The sequence below is a fragment of the Clostridium pasteurianum BC1 genome, from assembly GCF_000389635.1.
Taxonomy (GTDB): Bacteria; Bacillota; Clostridia; order Clostridiales; family Clostridiaceae; genus Clostridium_I; species Clostridium_I pasteurianum_A.
Genome location: NC_021182.1, coordinates 4255279 through 4270137, shown reverse-complemented (window position 1 = coordinate 4270137; position 14859 = coordinate 4255279). Strand labels below are relative to the sequence as shown.

Sequence of the window (14859 nt, the reverse complement as noted above, 5' to 3'; positions counted from 1 at the left end):
TTTGATGAGAATCATTGAAGATAAAATAACATATTTAAAAAAGTGTAAATAAAGTATTGACACTTTTTTTAATATATAGTATCTTATAGTAAACACATCGGAATAATATAATAAAGTTTTAGTTGACCAGATTTACTGGAGGCTAAGTTTTTTCATTGATTTGAAAGAGCTTAGCTTTTTTGCTGAAGTTTATTTTGCCAATTTAGAAAATAGTTTATGCCAATACATAAGTTATTTTTATAAAAAGGTAATTATTCCATCAAACAAATACTTTAAATATAAAAATCTAGGAGGAGTAAATTTTAATGATTAAAAGAAGGTTCAGTAAAAAATTTGTATTAGTTCTTGTTTCACTAATATGCTTAGTAAGTTTAGTAGCAACTGCATGCGGAAAACAATCTTCCAGTGCATCGGCGTCTTCATCAAATTCTACAGGAGATAAGTTAAAGCCTGATAGTGATGGATTAATTCCAATAAAAACTTCTTCAAAAATAGATTGCTCATCTACACCATGGGTTGTTGCTGACCAGAAGGGATTTTTTAAGAAATATGGTTTGAAAGTAGTATATACTGGGGAAACTCAAGCAGCTCAACAAATTCCATCTATTTTAAATGGAAACAATAATGTTAATGCTTTTCATCCAAATACTTATGCACCAGCAGTAGCAGGAGGAGCTAATATAATAGGTGTCGGACCAGCAGGAATAGATCCAGCACCAGATATAGATCCTAAATACAGACATATGTGGTGGTTTGTTAGTGCTAAAGCTTCACAGGCTGGAGTTAAAACTTTTAAAGATTTAGCAGATTATAAAAAGGGTCAAAAATTAAAGTTTACAACAGGTTCTGCTAATATTTGTACTGATTTTGAGGGAAATACTTTAGCTGATAAATATGGAATTCCAAGGGATAGAATAGAATGGGTAACAATGCCAGATGTTCAAGCATTACAGGCCCTTACTCAAGGAACAGTTGATGTATCAGCAGTACATCCACCATATTATACTGGAATGGAAAAGGCAGGCAATGTAAAAATAGCAGATACAGCAGATACTGATCTTGGACCAACAGCAGGTTTAACCTATTGGGTTGTCAACAAAACTTGGGCAGCTGAAAATCCAAATGTAGTTAGAAAATTTCTTAAAGCAATGACAGAAGCAGATACTTGGGCAAATCATAATACTAAAGAAGCAGCAGATTTAACTGCAAAACATATAGGACAACCAGTTAGTGGAAGTCATTATTATACTGAGACTCTAAACATCGATAATGCAAAATATTTAAAACCTTGGCTGGATGACTCAGTTAAAAATGGTTCAATTCCAGCGGGTAAAGTAAAAGTTTCAGATATGGTAACAGATGCATATTATAAATAATAAAAAACTTTAGGTTCACTGGAGATACTGGAGACCAAAACTTTTCGTAAATTTGAAAAGTTTTGGTCTCTTTTATAATATGAAATAAATAAGAATTTAGGGGGTTAATTTATGGTTAAGAAAAGATCTAACAAAAAATCTTTACTAGTGCTTATTTCATTAGTATGCACAGTAAGTTTGGTGGCAACAGCCTGCGGTAAACAATCTTCAAGTTCATCAGCGTCCTCATCAAAATCTATAGCGGATAAGTTAAAGCCTGGCAGTGATGGATTAATTGCAATAAAAACTTCCTCAAAATTGGCTTGTGACTCTACACCGTGGGTTGTTGCGGATGAAAAGGGATTCTTTAAAAAATATGGCTTGAAAGTTGAGTATACTGGAGAAACTCAAGCAGCTCAAAAGATTCCAGCTATTTTAAATGGGAATAATTATGTTGAATCATTTCACCCCAATACTTATGCACCAGCTATAGCAGGAGGAGCTAATATAATAGGCGTTGGAGCAGCAGGAATAGATCCAGCACCAGATATAGATCCTAAATACAGGCATATGTGGTGGTTTGTCAGTGCTAAAGCTTCACAGGCTGGAGTTAAAACTTTTAAGGATTTAGCAGATTATAAAAAGGGCCAAAAATTAAAGTTTACAACAGGCTCTGCTAATATTTGTACTGATTTTGAGGGAAATACTTTGGCTGATAAATATGGAATTCCAAGGGATAGAATAGAATGGGTTACAATGCCAGATGTTCAGGCATTACAGGCTCTTACTCAGGGAACAGTTGATGTATCAGCAGTTCATCCGCCATTTTATACGGGAATGGAGAAAGCTGGGAATATAAAAATAGCAGATACGGCGGATACTGATCTTGGGCCAACAGCAGGCTTAACCTATTGGGTTGTCAACAAAACCTGGGCGGCTGAAAATCCAAATGTACTTAGAAAATTTCTTAAAGCAATAACAGAAGCAGATACTTGGTCAAATAACAACTCTAAGGAAGCAGCAGATTTAACTGCAAAGCATATTGGGCAGCCTGTTAGTGGAAGTCATTATTATAGTGAAAACTTAAATATTGATAATGAAAAATACCTAAAACCTTGGCTGGATGACTCAGTTAAAAATGGTTCAATTCCAGCGGGTAAAGTAAAAGCTTCAGATATGGTAACAGATGCATATTATAAATAAAAGAGTAAAATTGAAATTAAAGATTTATAGGTTAGATATTATTAATATAATTGTCTGAAGAATGTTAACCTTATTAGATATTATAATCCAGGTTATTTATATACTAATAAGGTATTTTTATAATTACTCCTATTAGATCATTAAAAAATGTTGACATTCAGTGAATTTTGTAGTATTTTATACTAAAGGAATAGGAATAATAAGAAATTATATTAGGTTGACTAGAAACACTAGAGACCAAATTCTTTCAAAAAAATTGAAGGGTTTGGTCTCTTTATTTTTATTTATGACTTAATATAGAAACTAGGAGGGTAAATTACAATGGTTAAAAATCGTTTTAACAAAAAATTCCTGCTAACTTTAATTTCACTGATATGCTTAGTAAGTTTAGTAGCAACTGCATGTGGTAAGCAATCTTCCAGTGCATCAACATCTTCAGCAAAATCTACAGGTGATGAATTAAAGCCTGATAAGGATGGATTAATTCCAATTAAAACTTCTTCAAAGTTGGATTGTTCCTCTACACCGTGGGTTGTTGCGGATGAAAAGGGATTTTTTAAAAAATATGGTTTGAAAGTTGAGTATACTGGAGAAACTCAAGCTGCTCAACAGATTCCATCCATTTTAAATGGAAACAATTATGTTGATTCATTTCATCCAAATACTTATGCACCAGCAATAGCTGGTGGAGCTAATATAATAGGTATTGGAGCAGAAGGAATAGATCCAGCACCAGATGTAGATCCTAAATATAGACATATGTGGTGGTTTGTCAGTGCAAAGGCATCGCAGGCTGGAGTTAAAACCTTTAAAGATTTAGTAAACTATAAAAAGGGCCAAAAATTAAAGTTTACAACAATTGCTGCTAATATTTGTGCTGATTTTGAAGGAAATACTTTAGCTGATAAATTTGGAATTCCAAGAGATAGAATAGAATGGGTTACAATGCCAGATGTTCAGGCAATACAAGCTCTTACTCAGGGAACGGTTGATGTATCAGCAGTTCATCCACCATATTATACTGGTATGCAGAAAGCAGGCAATGTAAAAATAGCAGATACGGCAGATACTGATCTTGGACCAACAGCTGGATTAAGTTATTGGGTTGTCAATAAAACCTGGGCAGAGAAAAATCCAAATGTAACTAGAAATTTTCTTAAAGCTATGGTAGAAGCACAAACTTGGTCAAACCATAATCCTAAGGAAGCAGCAGATTTAACTGCGAAACATATAGGGCAACCAGTTAGTGGAAGTCATTATTATTCTGAAAATCTAAATATTGATAATGAAAAATATTTAAAACCTTGGTTGGATGATTCGGTTAAAAATGGTTCTATTCCAAAAGGTAAACTGACTGCTAAAGATTTAGTAACAGATGCATATTATAAATAATATTTAAATATAAATAAAATTACATGGATTCAATGGTACCAGATGCCTCTGTTTTCTACTGGTTTCTTAAAGTTAGTATTAATATTTTAGAGGTATTTGGTACATTGTATTTTTAATTATTCATAAAGTGATTTTACTATTTTCTTATGTTTAATTTTAAATTTCTTTTTTGCAGCAGAAAAGAAATATATAGAGGATATACCCACAAGAGGAACTAAACAACTTAATCCACAAGCTCCACAGGTTCCTGTACAAGCTCCTACTCCTGGTATAAAATTACTTGTTGCAGCTATACTGATACCAGCAACACCAATTCCAGTTCCAATTTCTTTGATTTTATTATTCATTTATAGCCTCACTCACAGGAATGGGAATATCATGTTCATTAATACTTTCCTTTTTCCATCCAGGCTTTCCTGTTCCATAAGAGATTGCATTTTTAGGGCAGGTAGCTTCACATTGTCTGCAAGTAATACAATTAAGAATCTCATAGGATATGTTTCCATCCTTCTTTTGTAAAGATCCCATTGGACATGTTTTTACACAAGCTGCGCAGGAAACACATTTTTCCTTTGATAATCGTAATTTAAAAGTAAAACCAAACTTTGAGCTTATACTTTGTATAATTCCTTGTACAGCTCCTACAGGGCACATAAAATTACAATAACCTCTTCCACCTTTCGTAAATATTCCAAAAACAAATAGCCAAAGAAATCCTGTTATAATTGTAGTTGAACTTAAGAGTCCAAAATTGCCCCAAAATCCTCCGTTCATAAGTCTTTGTAAAAAGGAAAGATTACAAAATGCACAGGCAATGCTTCCGGCTAAAAATGGAGTCATTAGATAGCCTGCTAAAAAACCATATCTAATAGGTATTGGATTTATTATTTTATACCAATTTATTTTAAATCTTTCAGGAACTAAACGACTTAAATATTCGGGAAAAGCTCCTGCTGCACATAAGCGTCCACAGTAAAATGCACCAAAGAAGAAAGTAAGAATAAAAAATAAAATTACTGATATAAATACAACGGACATAAACTCTATTCCCTTACCCGTAAAAAGATTCAATAATGGTATACGAAGGCATATTGAATGAATATCTGAAGAACTTCCTTCATTATGTATTAATTTTCCCAAGGCTTTTTCATATAAAGCGAAGGGAGCATAAAATAGAATTATCCCAAATAAATACCATATTCCTCTTTTAATTAAAAATATATTACCTCTTTTCATGCTTATCATTATTTGTAACCCCCTCATAAACCTTTAATCTTTATCTTTTATATTTGAGTTAATAACTTTAATAGGAATAGTCCCAACTATGCTGTTATTTTTCGAATTTATTATATTTATAACTCCTTCACTTACTAAATGTTTATTTGTTCTATTTCTGGGTATATCTAATAAAACTGTTATATTGAATTCTTCACTTGCTTTTAATACAGTACTTAAATTTCCATTTATACCAAAAGATTTATCTATTTTTGAGGTTATTGTTACTTTCCCATCAAAACCTTTATACAGTAATTGCAGAGATATATCTTCTTTTCCACTATTTATAATAGTACCTTTAATTGACTGTACATTAGGTTGGACTAATTGTTTAGGTAAGCCTTGTTGTTCTATATCTATTATGGTAGTCTTGGCTATATTTTTATTATTACTTTTCTCGTTAATTTTAATTTTAAAACTTGAACTTTGCTCTACCGCTGTTGCTTTTTTATAGTATCCAGCACCTATTGTTATTAAAGTCATTAATATAAATACGGTAACAAAAATGAATACTCTAAAAAACTTTTTTTTCACTATTCTCATCTCCTTGTATAGTGATTATTGTAAAATATTTCATATAAAAAAGGCTAGGATTATCTTCTTAAAATCAGTAAGATAATCCTAACCTCCAGTTTTCTGGTCAGTTCAAATAAAAATAAGTGCATGCTATTTCTATATTTTTAATGTGCCTTTTGTAAAATTGTATTATTTTATTATTCTGTTGTCAATAAAAATTTTATGCTTATGTGTAATTATGATGTAGAATTTATTAATATTATATGAATAAAATGCATGAAATTTATTTTCAATATACGATTAACATTGTATATATTAAGGATTTCTCTTTTAACTATTCCTTACAAAATTATTAACTATTTATTCATAATTATATATTTTTTATAACTTCATCAATAAAATTGTAATATAAGTAACATGATTTTATTATAGAATTTGAAAAAAATTATAAAATCTTTTTAGTTCACTTTTTTCATTTTTTTGATGTTTCGACTCATTTTAGTGTTCCTGCCCAGCAACAAACTCATGCTAAGTAAGATTCATCGCTTAATAACAAAATTTTGTTAATGAATTATTCATAATATCTACATTGTATCTACATAAAATTTAAATAAAATTATGAATTTTTATTGACAAATAAAACATAATCTATTAACATTAAGTCACATTAATCAAATAGGTGTAATATAATTTGCTCCTTTCCTGTAAAGGAGTGGTGCTAACCAGAAATACTGGAGGCTGACTTGTTTTATGAAAGATTTATTTATCATAAAACAGTCAGTTTTTTTATTTACAAAAACTATAATACGGAGGATTAAAAATGAGTAAAAAGAAAATAATTGCAATATTACTTTTCGCAGCAATAGCAATTTCAGGATTATCCATTTCAATTTTAAAAGCATCAAGTAGTAAACATCAGGAAGCAAAAATAAATTATAAGGCAGATGTAAAGAATGATGAGTCTCAATCAAAGATATCAGACAAATTGAATTCAAATACAGATAGTAAAAGTGGAAACTCAGAAGATATAAAAATATTGTTGAAAAATTTACCTGAATATAAGCCATATGTACAGAATGATGGAGCTAAATCAGTAGTACCAGTAACGGCAGCAAATATAACAGAATCTAGTAGTCCAAAAGCTGTTACTGGTCAAGTATTGACAATTACAGCAGGAGAAAAAACAACAACTTATAATGCTGATATTAATTCCTCAACAAATAACTTGATACTTAATAGTGTAGCAATAACCAAACTCCCAGATAAGCTTACCTATTCAGCAGGAGATACATTGGACATTGTGGGTTTAGAAGTAACAGGAACCTATAGTGATGGAACTAAGTCAGTAATACCAATTACAGCAGCAAATATAACAGGATTTGATAGTTCAAAAGCTGCTGCTGGTCAAGTATTGACAATTACAGTAGGAGGAAAAATAGTAACTTATCTAATTAACATAAATCCTAAAGTACAAACATTTACAGGATACATTACAACAGAAGATGATTTTGTAAATCCTAAGATAGGCGGTATTGATCCTAGTACGGATACAAAGTCTATGATATTAATGAAAACTATGGCTAGAGCCGGATTGGGTATAGCTGTTAAAGAAAATAATGTATGGAAATTCTACTACCTTGATGGTAAATTTGCTACAGATAACACTAGTGGAGCTGATGGTACTGGTTCACAGCTAGATGCTTGGAATCTTGTTCAAAGTACTACAAAAGCTGATCATATTTCTGTCACTGTTACAGGTGAATTAACCGAAGATACGGCAACTAATACTGGTTCTGATGCTGATGGAATAAACTATCCTGTAATAAAAGCATCATCTTTAAAGGAAACTTCAGTGCTAAATAGTATAGCAATAACCAAACCGGCAGCTAAGCTTATTTACTCAGTAGGAGACAAATTAGATATTTCAGGTTTAGAAATAACGGGAACTTATGCTGATAACACTACAAATGTACAATCAGTTAAAGTAGGAAATATAACAGGATTTGATAGCTCAAAACCAGTAGCTAATGAACCACTGACAATTACAGTTGGAGGGAAAACAACAACTTATAATGTAGAGATTAAAGCAGATCCAAGTAATATAGCAATTACAAAACCAGCCACTAAGCTTATTTATAATATAAAGGATAAATTAGATATTAGTGGTTTGGAAGTAACTGCAACTTATAGTGATGGAAGTAAGTCAGTAATACCAATTACTGCAGCAAATATAACAGGATTTGATAGTTCAAAAGTTGTTGCTGGTAAAGTATTGACAATTACAGCAGGAGGCAAAACAGTAACTTACACAGTTGATGTAAAGCCTAAAGTACAAACTTTTACAGGATATATTACAACTGAGGATGATTTTGCTGCTAATCTTGGAGAAGATACTGCATTTATGATAGATATGAAAATGATGGTTTTATCTGGACTAGGGATAACCTTCCAACAGGATGGGAAATGGGTTTTCTATTATATTGATGGAAATATTGCAACGAATAACACTAATGGAGCTGGTGGAAAATGGGTTTTTGACGGAACTGGCTCTCAGCTAAATGCGTGGAATATAGTTGAGGCACAAGTGAAAGAAAATAATGGGGCTAATAAAATGAACCCAGTACCAGTTACTATAACTGGTACATTAAATGGAAATACTCAAACTAATCCTGGACTTGATGCTGATGGAGAACACTTCCAGGTTATAACGGTAAATTCCATAACTAAAAATTAAATAATAGAAATTTACATTATTCACATTAACTAGATAAGCGAGGTTAAAGTTTACCTCGCTATCTTCTCTGTTAATTTAATAAAACTAAAATAAGCTAGCAAGGTGATATAAATGAAAATAGAAAAAAAGTATTTTTTATTCATAATTTTAATAATATGTCTTTTAATATCAAGTGTTGGATATGGTAAATCTGATAATACATCATCAAAAGCTAATAAAAGTGTAAAAAATAAAATTACGCAATCTAGCAGTAATAGTAATGATACCGCATCACAAATTAATAATAGTATATCAGCATCAGACAATAATAATGCGGCAGCACCCAATAATAACGCTAATTCTTCAACTGAAGTAGCAATTAACAATAGCAGTAATCAATCTAATATATCTTCTGCATCAAAAAATAATACATCATCAGCAGTAAAGTACGATGCACAACAATCTCAATCATCAACAAATGCTGGCAATACACAGCCAGCAGTGCCAAAAGCAGCGTCAGCACCAATACCAACCGAAACATCTACATCAGAGGCAGCAACATCACCGTCAGTTCCAGTATCGAAAACACCAGCTCTAACAACCCAGACATTTACAGGCTTCATTACAACTGAAGATGATTTTGCAGCTAATCTTAGAGAAGATACTGCTTTCATGGTATATATGAGATTAATGGCTTTATCTGGATTAGGAATAACTATTCAACAAAATGGACAGTGGGTTTTCTATTATTTTGATGGAAATATTTCAACAGATAATAAAGGACCTGATGGTAAATGGGCCTTTAATGGAACAGCTTCTCAGTTAAATGCATGGAATATAGTTGAAGCACAAGTTAAAGAAAATAATGGAGTTAATAAAATGAAACCAGTGTCAGTTACTGTAACTGGTACATTAAACGGAAATACTAAAACTAATCCTGGATCTGATGCCGATGGTAAGCAATTTCCAGTAATAACTGTAAAATCTATAACTAAAAATTAAATTATAGGGATTTACATTTATAAATAATGTTAATGCGGTAGCACTATACTCTACTGTATTAGTATTTAAGAAAATATTAGTTCTAATTATTTTACGAAAGGGGAAGGATTTTGTGATAAAATTATTAAAAACAAATAATGTAAATTTAAAGAAATTAATGTATAGATTATTTATATTTTTAATAATTATTACATGTATAATTGTTTTAGTAATATCAGTTAAAAAGATTTTTAATGTTGATATAATAGGTGTCTTCAAAAATTTATTTTTGCTAAAATATCTTCCTAAGTTAGGTAATAATACTAGCTATGGGTTGATATTTATATTTGGTATATTAACATCTTTTCATTGTATCGGAATGTGTGGTGGCATAGCCATTTCACAGACTGTCAAAAAAAGTGAAATTGAAAATTCTAATAATAGGTTACATTCAGTTGTATTACCATCTTTAATTTATAATATAGGTAGAGTTACTTCTTATACTATTGTTGGTGCCGTAGTTGGAGGCTTAGGAGGTATAATAAGCTTTGCTGGCGTATGGAAAGGAATAGTACCCATTATTAGTGGTATATTTATGATTATTATGGCCATTAATCTTTTAGGGATTTTTAAGTTTCTAAGGAGACTAAATATTACAATGCCATATTTTGCTGCAAAAAAAATATTTGAAGGTAATAGTTATAGCCCAATCATTGTGGGCTTATTATCTGGATTAATGCCATGTGGGCCATTACAGATGATGCAATTATATGCTCTGAGTACAAAAAGTATACTTTATGGAGCTGTATCTATGTTGGTATTTTCAATGGGCACAATGCCTTTATTATTTACATTTGGTACAATAAATACATTTTTAAATAAGAAATTTTCTAAGATAATTTTAAAGGTAAGTGCAGTACTTGTTTTTTCATTAGGGGTAGTAATGATTGGAAGAGGATTAGCATTAGCAGGTATATCTATTGAAATGCCAAATATGAATATTGTCAAAAATGGTGATATAGCTTTTGCGGTAATTAAAGGAAACAGTCAGACAGTACAAGCTGAAGTACAGTCTGATACTTTTCCAGAAATAGTAGTAGTTAAAGGTATACCTGTTAAATGGAATATGCATGTGGACAAAGATAATTTAAATGATTGCAATAAGGAATTTCAAGTTTCAAAACTCAAAATTGATAAGGGTCTTGCTGCTGGAGATAATATCGTAGAATTTACTCCTGATGAGGCTGGCAATTTTACATATACTTGTTGGATGGGTATGATAAAAAGTAAAGTAATAGTAGTAGATAATCAGAGTGATTTAAATAAAATTGAGAAGAAATCAACAGCGCCTACATCAACACAACAAATATCTACGTCATCTGCAACATCAATCTCATCGTCAAAAACATCTTCAAATTCTAATGCGCCGGTTCAGACCTTTACAGGGTATATTACCACTGAAGATGATTTCGCAACTAATCTTAAAGAAGATACTGCTTTCATGATATATATGAGATTAATGACTTTATCTGGATTAGGAATAACATTTCAACAGGATGGAAAATGGGTCTTTTATTATATAGATGGTAATATTGCCACAGACAACAAAAAACATGGTGAAAAATGGACTTTTGATGGTACAGGTTCTCAGCTGGATGCATGGAAGTTAGTTGAATCACAAGCTAAGGAGAACAATGGAGTTAATAAGATGAAACCAGTCCCTGTTACAATAACTGGTATATTAAATGGAAATACTCAAACTAATCCTGGATTGGATGCTGATGGTAAGTATTTTCCAATTATAGTGGTGAAATCTATGACAAAAAATTAAATAATATGCATTATAAATATAGTAAAAATTATTCATGTTATTAATCTAATATCTTATATAACAAAATTTTATTTTGTATTTGTTGGCTTCCACAGCGTGCGATGGAGTTTTACAGTGACTAGTTATCGGATAAATTTAATGAACAATATAAGTATATTAAATTTAAGTTTTTTAAATAGATACACTGTAAATAAATACAAAAAAGTATTGACATCTACTAAGAATTATAGTATTGTATACTAAACAGATAGGAATGATATATTAATATAAAAGGTTGACCAGAATAACTGGAGACCAAGTTTTCTAAAATTCAATTTAAGAAAACTTGGTCTCTTTTATTTTATAAAGTGGGAGGAGAATTTTTAATAATTACATAAGGAAAATAGAAAATAAATGATTCATTATCAATGATTTGAATAATAAAATAAATTATTTATACGAGGGGGATATATTTATATGTCAGCTATAACAATTGAAAAATCAGATAAAAAAAAGGTGGATGTAACAGCCAAACTACAAGTTTTTGCTAGAAAGTCTATAGCCATAATAGTTTTTTTTATTTTATGGGAAGTACTACCTACAATAGGAGTAATAAATAGACAATTTATACCACCAGTATCCGAGATTGCAGTTTATCTTGTAAAAATGACAATAGCAGGAGATTTACTTATTCATGTACAGGCAAGCTTTGTAAGAGCATTGGAAGGTTTTGCACTTGCAGTGCTAGTAGGTACACCATTGGGATTCCTTTTAGGAGGTTGGTTTAAGAAATTTGAGGAGCTATTAAGTCCATTACTACAGGTTCTTGCACAGATTAATCCTTTTACACTTTTTCCTATATTTATGTTGTTCTTTGGAATTGGGGAAGTAGCAAAAGTAGCAATAATTTTTTGGACATCTATATGGTCAGTACTGTTTCAGACAATTAACGGTGTTAAAAATATTGATCCTGTTTTACTAAAAGGGGCAAAAGCCATGGCTACACCCAAATTTTCTCTTTTTTATAAGATCGTTTTACCAGGTGCAGCACCTTTGATTTTTGCAGGACTTAAAAGTGCTATAGGTACTTCATTTTTAATGCTTATTGCTGCAGAAATGATAGGGGCAAGTAAAGGACTGGGTTGGTTAATATTAAATGCACAAGTTAATTATAATATTGATAGATTGTATGCAGCAGCAGTTGTTATTGCAGCACTTGGACTGGGAATGAAAAAGTTGTTGACTATAATAGAAAATCTAGTAATTACATGGAAAGAAGATTCTTCAAATATATAAAAATTTAATTTATATGAAAAGGAGTGTTTGTATATGAGTGGAGAAAATACAGTATTAAAAGAAAATGTTTTTATTAATAAAGAAGAAAAAAAATCTTTTGAAAGCCGACAAGATAATAATAGTAAGCATAATGATCACAAGGGACATCCTAACAAGGATGAAAGAGAAATAAAAATATTAGCTAAAAATGTAACTCGTACCTTTACGGTAAAAAATCGAGGACAAAAAGGTGTAAAAGAATTTGTAGCAATTAAAGATATTAACTTAGAAATACGTGCAGGTGAATTTATTACTCTTGTAGGGCCAAGTGGTTGCGGAAAATCTACATTTTTGGATATACTTTCAGGACTTTCAAAGCCTACTTCTGGAGAATTATATATTGATGGTAAATTGGTAACAGGACCAGCTCTAGATCGTGGTATAGTATTACAGGGATATGCACTATTTCCATGGAGAAATGTTCGTAAAAACATTGAATATGGCCTTGAATTAAAAAAGATTCCAAAAAAACAAAGAAGAGAAATTAGCCAAGAGTTTATTGATTTAGTAGGGTTAACTGGTTTTGAAGATAGATACATTCATGAATTATCAGGTGGTATGAGACAGAGGGTAGCCATAGCTAGAGCATTAGCCTACAATCCGGAAGTACTTTTAATGGATGAACCTTTCGCTGCTGTTGATGCACAGACTAGAGAAACCATGCAAGAAGAGCTTCTTCGTATATGGGAAAAGACTAACAAAACTATAGTATTTATAACTCATAGTATTGAAGAAGCAGTATTTCTTGCAGATAGGGTGGCAGTTTTATCAGCGAATCCAGGATCTATAAAGGAAATCATAAATGTAGATTTACCAAGACCTAGAAAACTTGGAGATGTAAGAAATTCACCTGATTTTAACTGGTTAAGTCATAAGGTCTGGGAACTGCTGCATAATGTAGAAAATAAAAATGAAACTAATGTAATAAATGAAAGCCGTAATATTGCAGAGGAGATATCTCCTACAGTAGATTTGTAATTTGTATGCTCCTAGTGGTGGGTAGATATTAAATAATGAATTATGAGTGGAAATCTGGGAGGACATCAAATGTCGAAAATAGCTAAAAAGCTGGTAGATTTAATTGGAAATACTCCATTATTAGAGTTATCTAATTACAGTAAATACAAAGGATTAGATGCTACAATAATTGCTAAATTAGAGTATTTCAATCCATCAAGAAGCGTTAAGGATAGAATCGGATATGCCATGATTAAAGATGCCGAGGATAAAGGATTGATAAATAAAGATTCAATTATAATCGAACCAACTAGTGGAAATACAGGAATTGCATTAGCTTTTGTTGCAGCTTCAAAGGGATATAGACTTATACTTACTATGCCTGAGACTATGAGTATAGAGAGAAGGAATCTACTTACAGCACTAGGTGCAGAATTAATTTTAACTCCAGAAGCTTACGGAATGAAGGGAGCAATAGAAAGGGCTGAAGAACTAGCAGAGAGAATCCCAAACTCTTTTATGCCAAATCAATTTAATAATCCTATAAATGCTGCTATGCATAGGCAGACTACGGGAGAAGAAATATGGAAAGATACAGATGGAAAAGTTGATATTTTTGTTGGAGGAGTGGGAACAGGTGGTACTGTTACTGGAGTGGGAGAAGCTTTAAAAAGACGAAAACATAATGTTAAAATTGTTGCAGTGGAACCTTTTGATTCGCCTGTTCTATCAGGTGGTTCAAAAGGTTTAAATAAAATAGAAGGTCTTGGGCCAGGTACTATTTCTAATATATTTAATCTAGATATAGTAGATGAGATATATAAAGTAAAAGCTAATGAAGCTTTTGAAACCTCAAGACAATTGGCTAAAACAGAAGGTTTACTAGTAGGAAAGTCTTCTGGAGCAGCAGTATTTGCTGCAATGAAAATTGCACAAAGACTAGAGAATAGAGGAAAGAATATTGTGGTTTTATTACCGGATACGGGTGAAAGATATTTGTCAACATTGCTATTTTGTCATTTACGTATTATAAAATAACATAATATTTCATGAATATATATTAGAAGAAATAACTAGCCAATTAACATAGCAGGTTTGTTATTTCTTTTTAGATGTTCAACGGTTTTTAGCTTTTAATAAGGCACATTCAAATAAATAACTAGTCAGTATGCTAGTCTATTTTGAATCCTACTACGTCAACAGAACCCTTAGATAGCTCACTATCCTTGGAACCTGTTTCCTTGTATAATTTCAAAATATCCGTTGCATCTTTGACTTACTATTTATTTTCATATGCCTAAATTATTGATTTTAAGGAGTGT

12 protein-coding genes are annotated in these 14859 nt (G+C 31.3%); 9 read left to right on the top strand and 3 right to left on the bottom strand.

Annotation, left to right across the window (positions count from 1 at the left end; genetic code table 11):
* The first annotated feature begins 305 nt into the window (after nucleotides 1-305).
* From CLOPA_RS19815 to CLOPA_RS19805, 3 genes are all read left to right on the top strand, one after another.
* Complete coding sequence (locus tag CLOPA_RS19815; protein WP_015617207.1) at nucleotides 306-1376, top strand: ABC transporter substrate-binding protein; 1071 nt, start codon at nucleotides 306-308, stop codon at nucleotides 1374-1376.
* 111 nt (nucleotides 1377-1487) lie between these two features.
* Entirely contained in the window at nucleotides 1488-2558 is a 1071-nt protein-coding gene (locus CLOPA_RS19810) for an ABC transporter substrate-binding protein (RefSeq protein ID WP_015617206.1), read from the top strand.
* Nucleotides 2559-2879: 321 nt separating this feature from the next.
* Entirely contained in the window at nucleotides 2880-3950 is a 1071-nt protein-coding gene (locus tag CLOPA_RS19805) for an ABC transporter substrate-binding protein (RefSeq protein WP_015617205.1), read from the top strand.
* Between the two features lie 116 nt (nucleotides 3951-4066).
* On the opposite strand, the gene CLOPA_RS19800 is transcribed toward CLOPA_RS19805, so the two are convergent.
* The 3 genes from CLOPA_RS19800 to CLOPA_RS19790 are packed head-to-tail and all read right to left on the bottom strand — an operon-like array spanning nucleotide 4067 to nucleotide 5768.
* Nucleotides 4067-4297, bottom strand: a complete 231-nt coding sequence (locus CLOPA_RS19800; RefSeq protein ID WP_015617204.1) for a hypothetical protein — start codon at nucleotides 4295-4297, stop codon at nucleotides 4067-4069.
* The gene (locus CLOPA_RS19795) at nucleotides 4290-5195 is read right to left on the bottom strand and encodes a 4Fe-4S binding protein (RefSeq protein WP_015617203.1); all 906 of its coding nucleotides are present in this window, start codon (nucleotides 5193-5195) and stop codon (nucleotides 4290-4292) included. Before CLOPA_RS19795 ends, CLOPA_RS19800 begins: the two co-directional genes overlap by 8 nt.
* A gap of 24 nt (nucleotides 5196-5219) precedes the next feature.
* Entirely contained in the window at nucleotides 5220-5768 is a 549-nt protein-coding gene (locus tag CLOPA_RS19790) for a hypothetical protein (protein WP_431602558.1), read from the bottom strand.
* Nucleotides 5769-6561: 793 nt separating this feature from the next.
* Between CLOPA_RS19790 and CLOPA_RS19785 the strand changes: the two genes are divergently transcribed.
* From CLOPA_RS19785 to cysK, 6 genes are all read left to right on the top strand, one after another.
* Nucleotides 6562-8475: a bacterial Ig-like domain-containing protein gene (locus CLOPA_RS19785; protein ID WP_015617201.1), complete on the top strand. Its 1914-nt coding sequence runs from the start codon at nucleotides 6562-6564 to the stop codon at nucleotides 8473-8475.
* Between the two features lie 111 nt (nucleotides 8476-8586).
* Complete coding sequence (locus tag CLOPA_RS19780) at nucleotides 8587-9456, top strand: hypothetical protein (protein WP_015617200.1); 870 nt, start codon at nucleotides 8587-8589, stop codon at nucleotides 9454-9456.
* 112 nt (nucleotides 9457-9568) lie between these two features.
* Nucleotides 9569-11266, top strand: a complete 1698-nt coding sequence (locus CLOPA_RS19775) for a sulfite exporter TauE/SafE family protein (RefSeq protein WP_015617199.1) — start codon at nucleotides 9569-9571, stop codon at nucleotides 11264-11266.
* Between the two features lie 456 nt (nucleotides 11267-11722).
* Complete coding sequence (locus CLOPA_RS19770) at nucleotides 11723-12541, top strand: ABC transporter permease (RefSeq protein WP_015617198.1); 819 nt, start codon at nucleotides 11723-11725, stop codon at nucleotides 12539-12541.
* 33 nt (nucleotides 12542-12574) lie between these two features.
* Nucleotides 12575-13558: an ABC transporter ATP-binding protein gene (locus tag CLOPA_RS19765; RefSeq protein ID WP_015617197.1), complete on the top strand. Its 984-nt coding sequence runs from the start codon at nucleotides 12575-12577 to the stop codon at nucleotides 13556-13558.
* 69 nt (nucleotides 13559-13627) lie between these two features.
* Nucleotides 13628-14575 carry a cysteine synthase A gene (cysK, locus tag CLOPA_RS19760; protein WP_015617196.1) on the top strand — a complete coding sequence of 316 codons (948 nt, stop codon included), beginning with the start codon at nucleotides 13628-13630 and terminating at the stop codon, nucleotides 14573-14575.
* Nucleotides 14576-14859: the final 284 nt, after the last annotated feature.

Coding starts and splice junctions, on each gene's coding strand:
- CLOPA_RS19805 (WP_015617205.1), top strand. CDS start 2,880: ATGGTTAAAAATCGTTTTAACAAAAAATTCCTGCTAACTTTAATTTCA.
- cysK (WP_015617196.1), top strand. CDS start 13,628: ATGTCGAAAATAGCTAAAAAGCTGGTAGATTTAATTGGAAATACTCCA.
- CLOPA_RS19780 (WP_015617200.1), top strand. CDS start 8,587: ATGAAAATAGAAAAAAAGTATTTTTTATTCATAATTTTAATAATATGT.
- CLOPA_RS19815 (WP_015617207.1), top strand. CDS start 306: ATGATTAAAAGAAGGTTCAGTAAAAAATTTGTATTAGTTCTTGTTTCA.
- CLOPA_RS19800 (WP_015617204.1), bottom strand. CDS start 4,297: ATGAATAATAAAATCAAAGAAATTGGAACTGGAATTGGTGTTGCTGGT.
- CLOPA_RS19770 (WP_015617198.1), top strand. CDS start 11,723: ATGTCAGCTATAACAATTGAAAAATCAGATAAAAAAAAGGTGGATGTA.
- CLOPA_RS19765 (WP_015617197.1), top strand. CDS start 12,575: ATGAGTGGAGAAAATACAGTATTAAAAGAAAATGTTTTTATTAATAAA.
- CLOPA_RS19810 (WP_015617206.1), top strand. CDS start 1,488: ATGGTTAAGAAAAGATCTAACAAAAAATCTTTACTAGTGCTTATTTCA.
- CLOPA_RS19795 (WP_015617203.1), bottom strand. CDS start 5,195: ATGATAAGCATGAAAAGAGGTAATATATTTTTAATTAAAAGAGGAATA.
- CLOPA_RS19785 (WP_015617201.1), top strand. CDS start 6,562: ATGAGTAAAAAGAAAATAATTGCAATATTACTTTTCGCAGCAATAGCA.
- CLOPA_RS19790 (WP_431602558.1), bottom strand. CDS start 5,768: ATGAGAATAGTGAAAAAAAAGTTTTTTAGAGTATTCATTTTTGTTACC.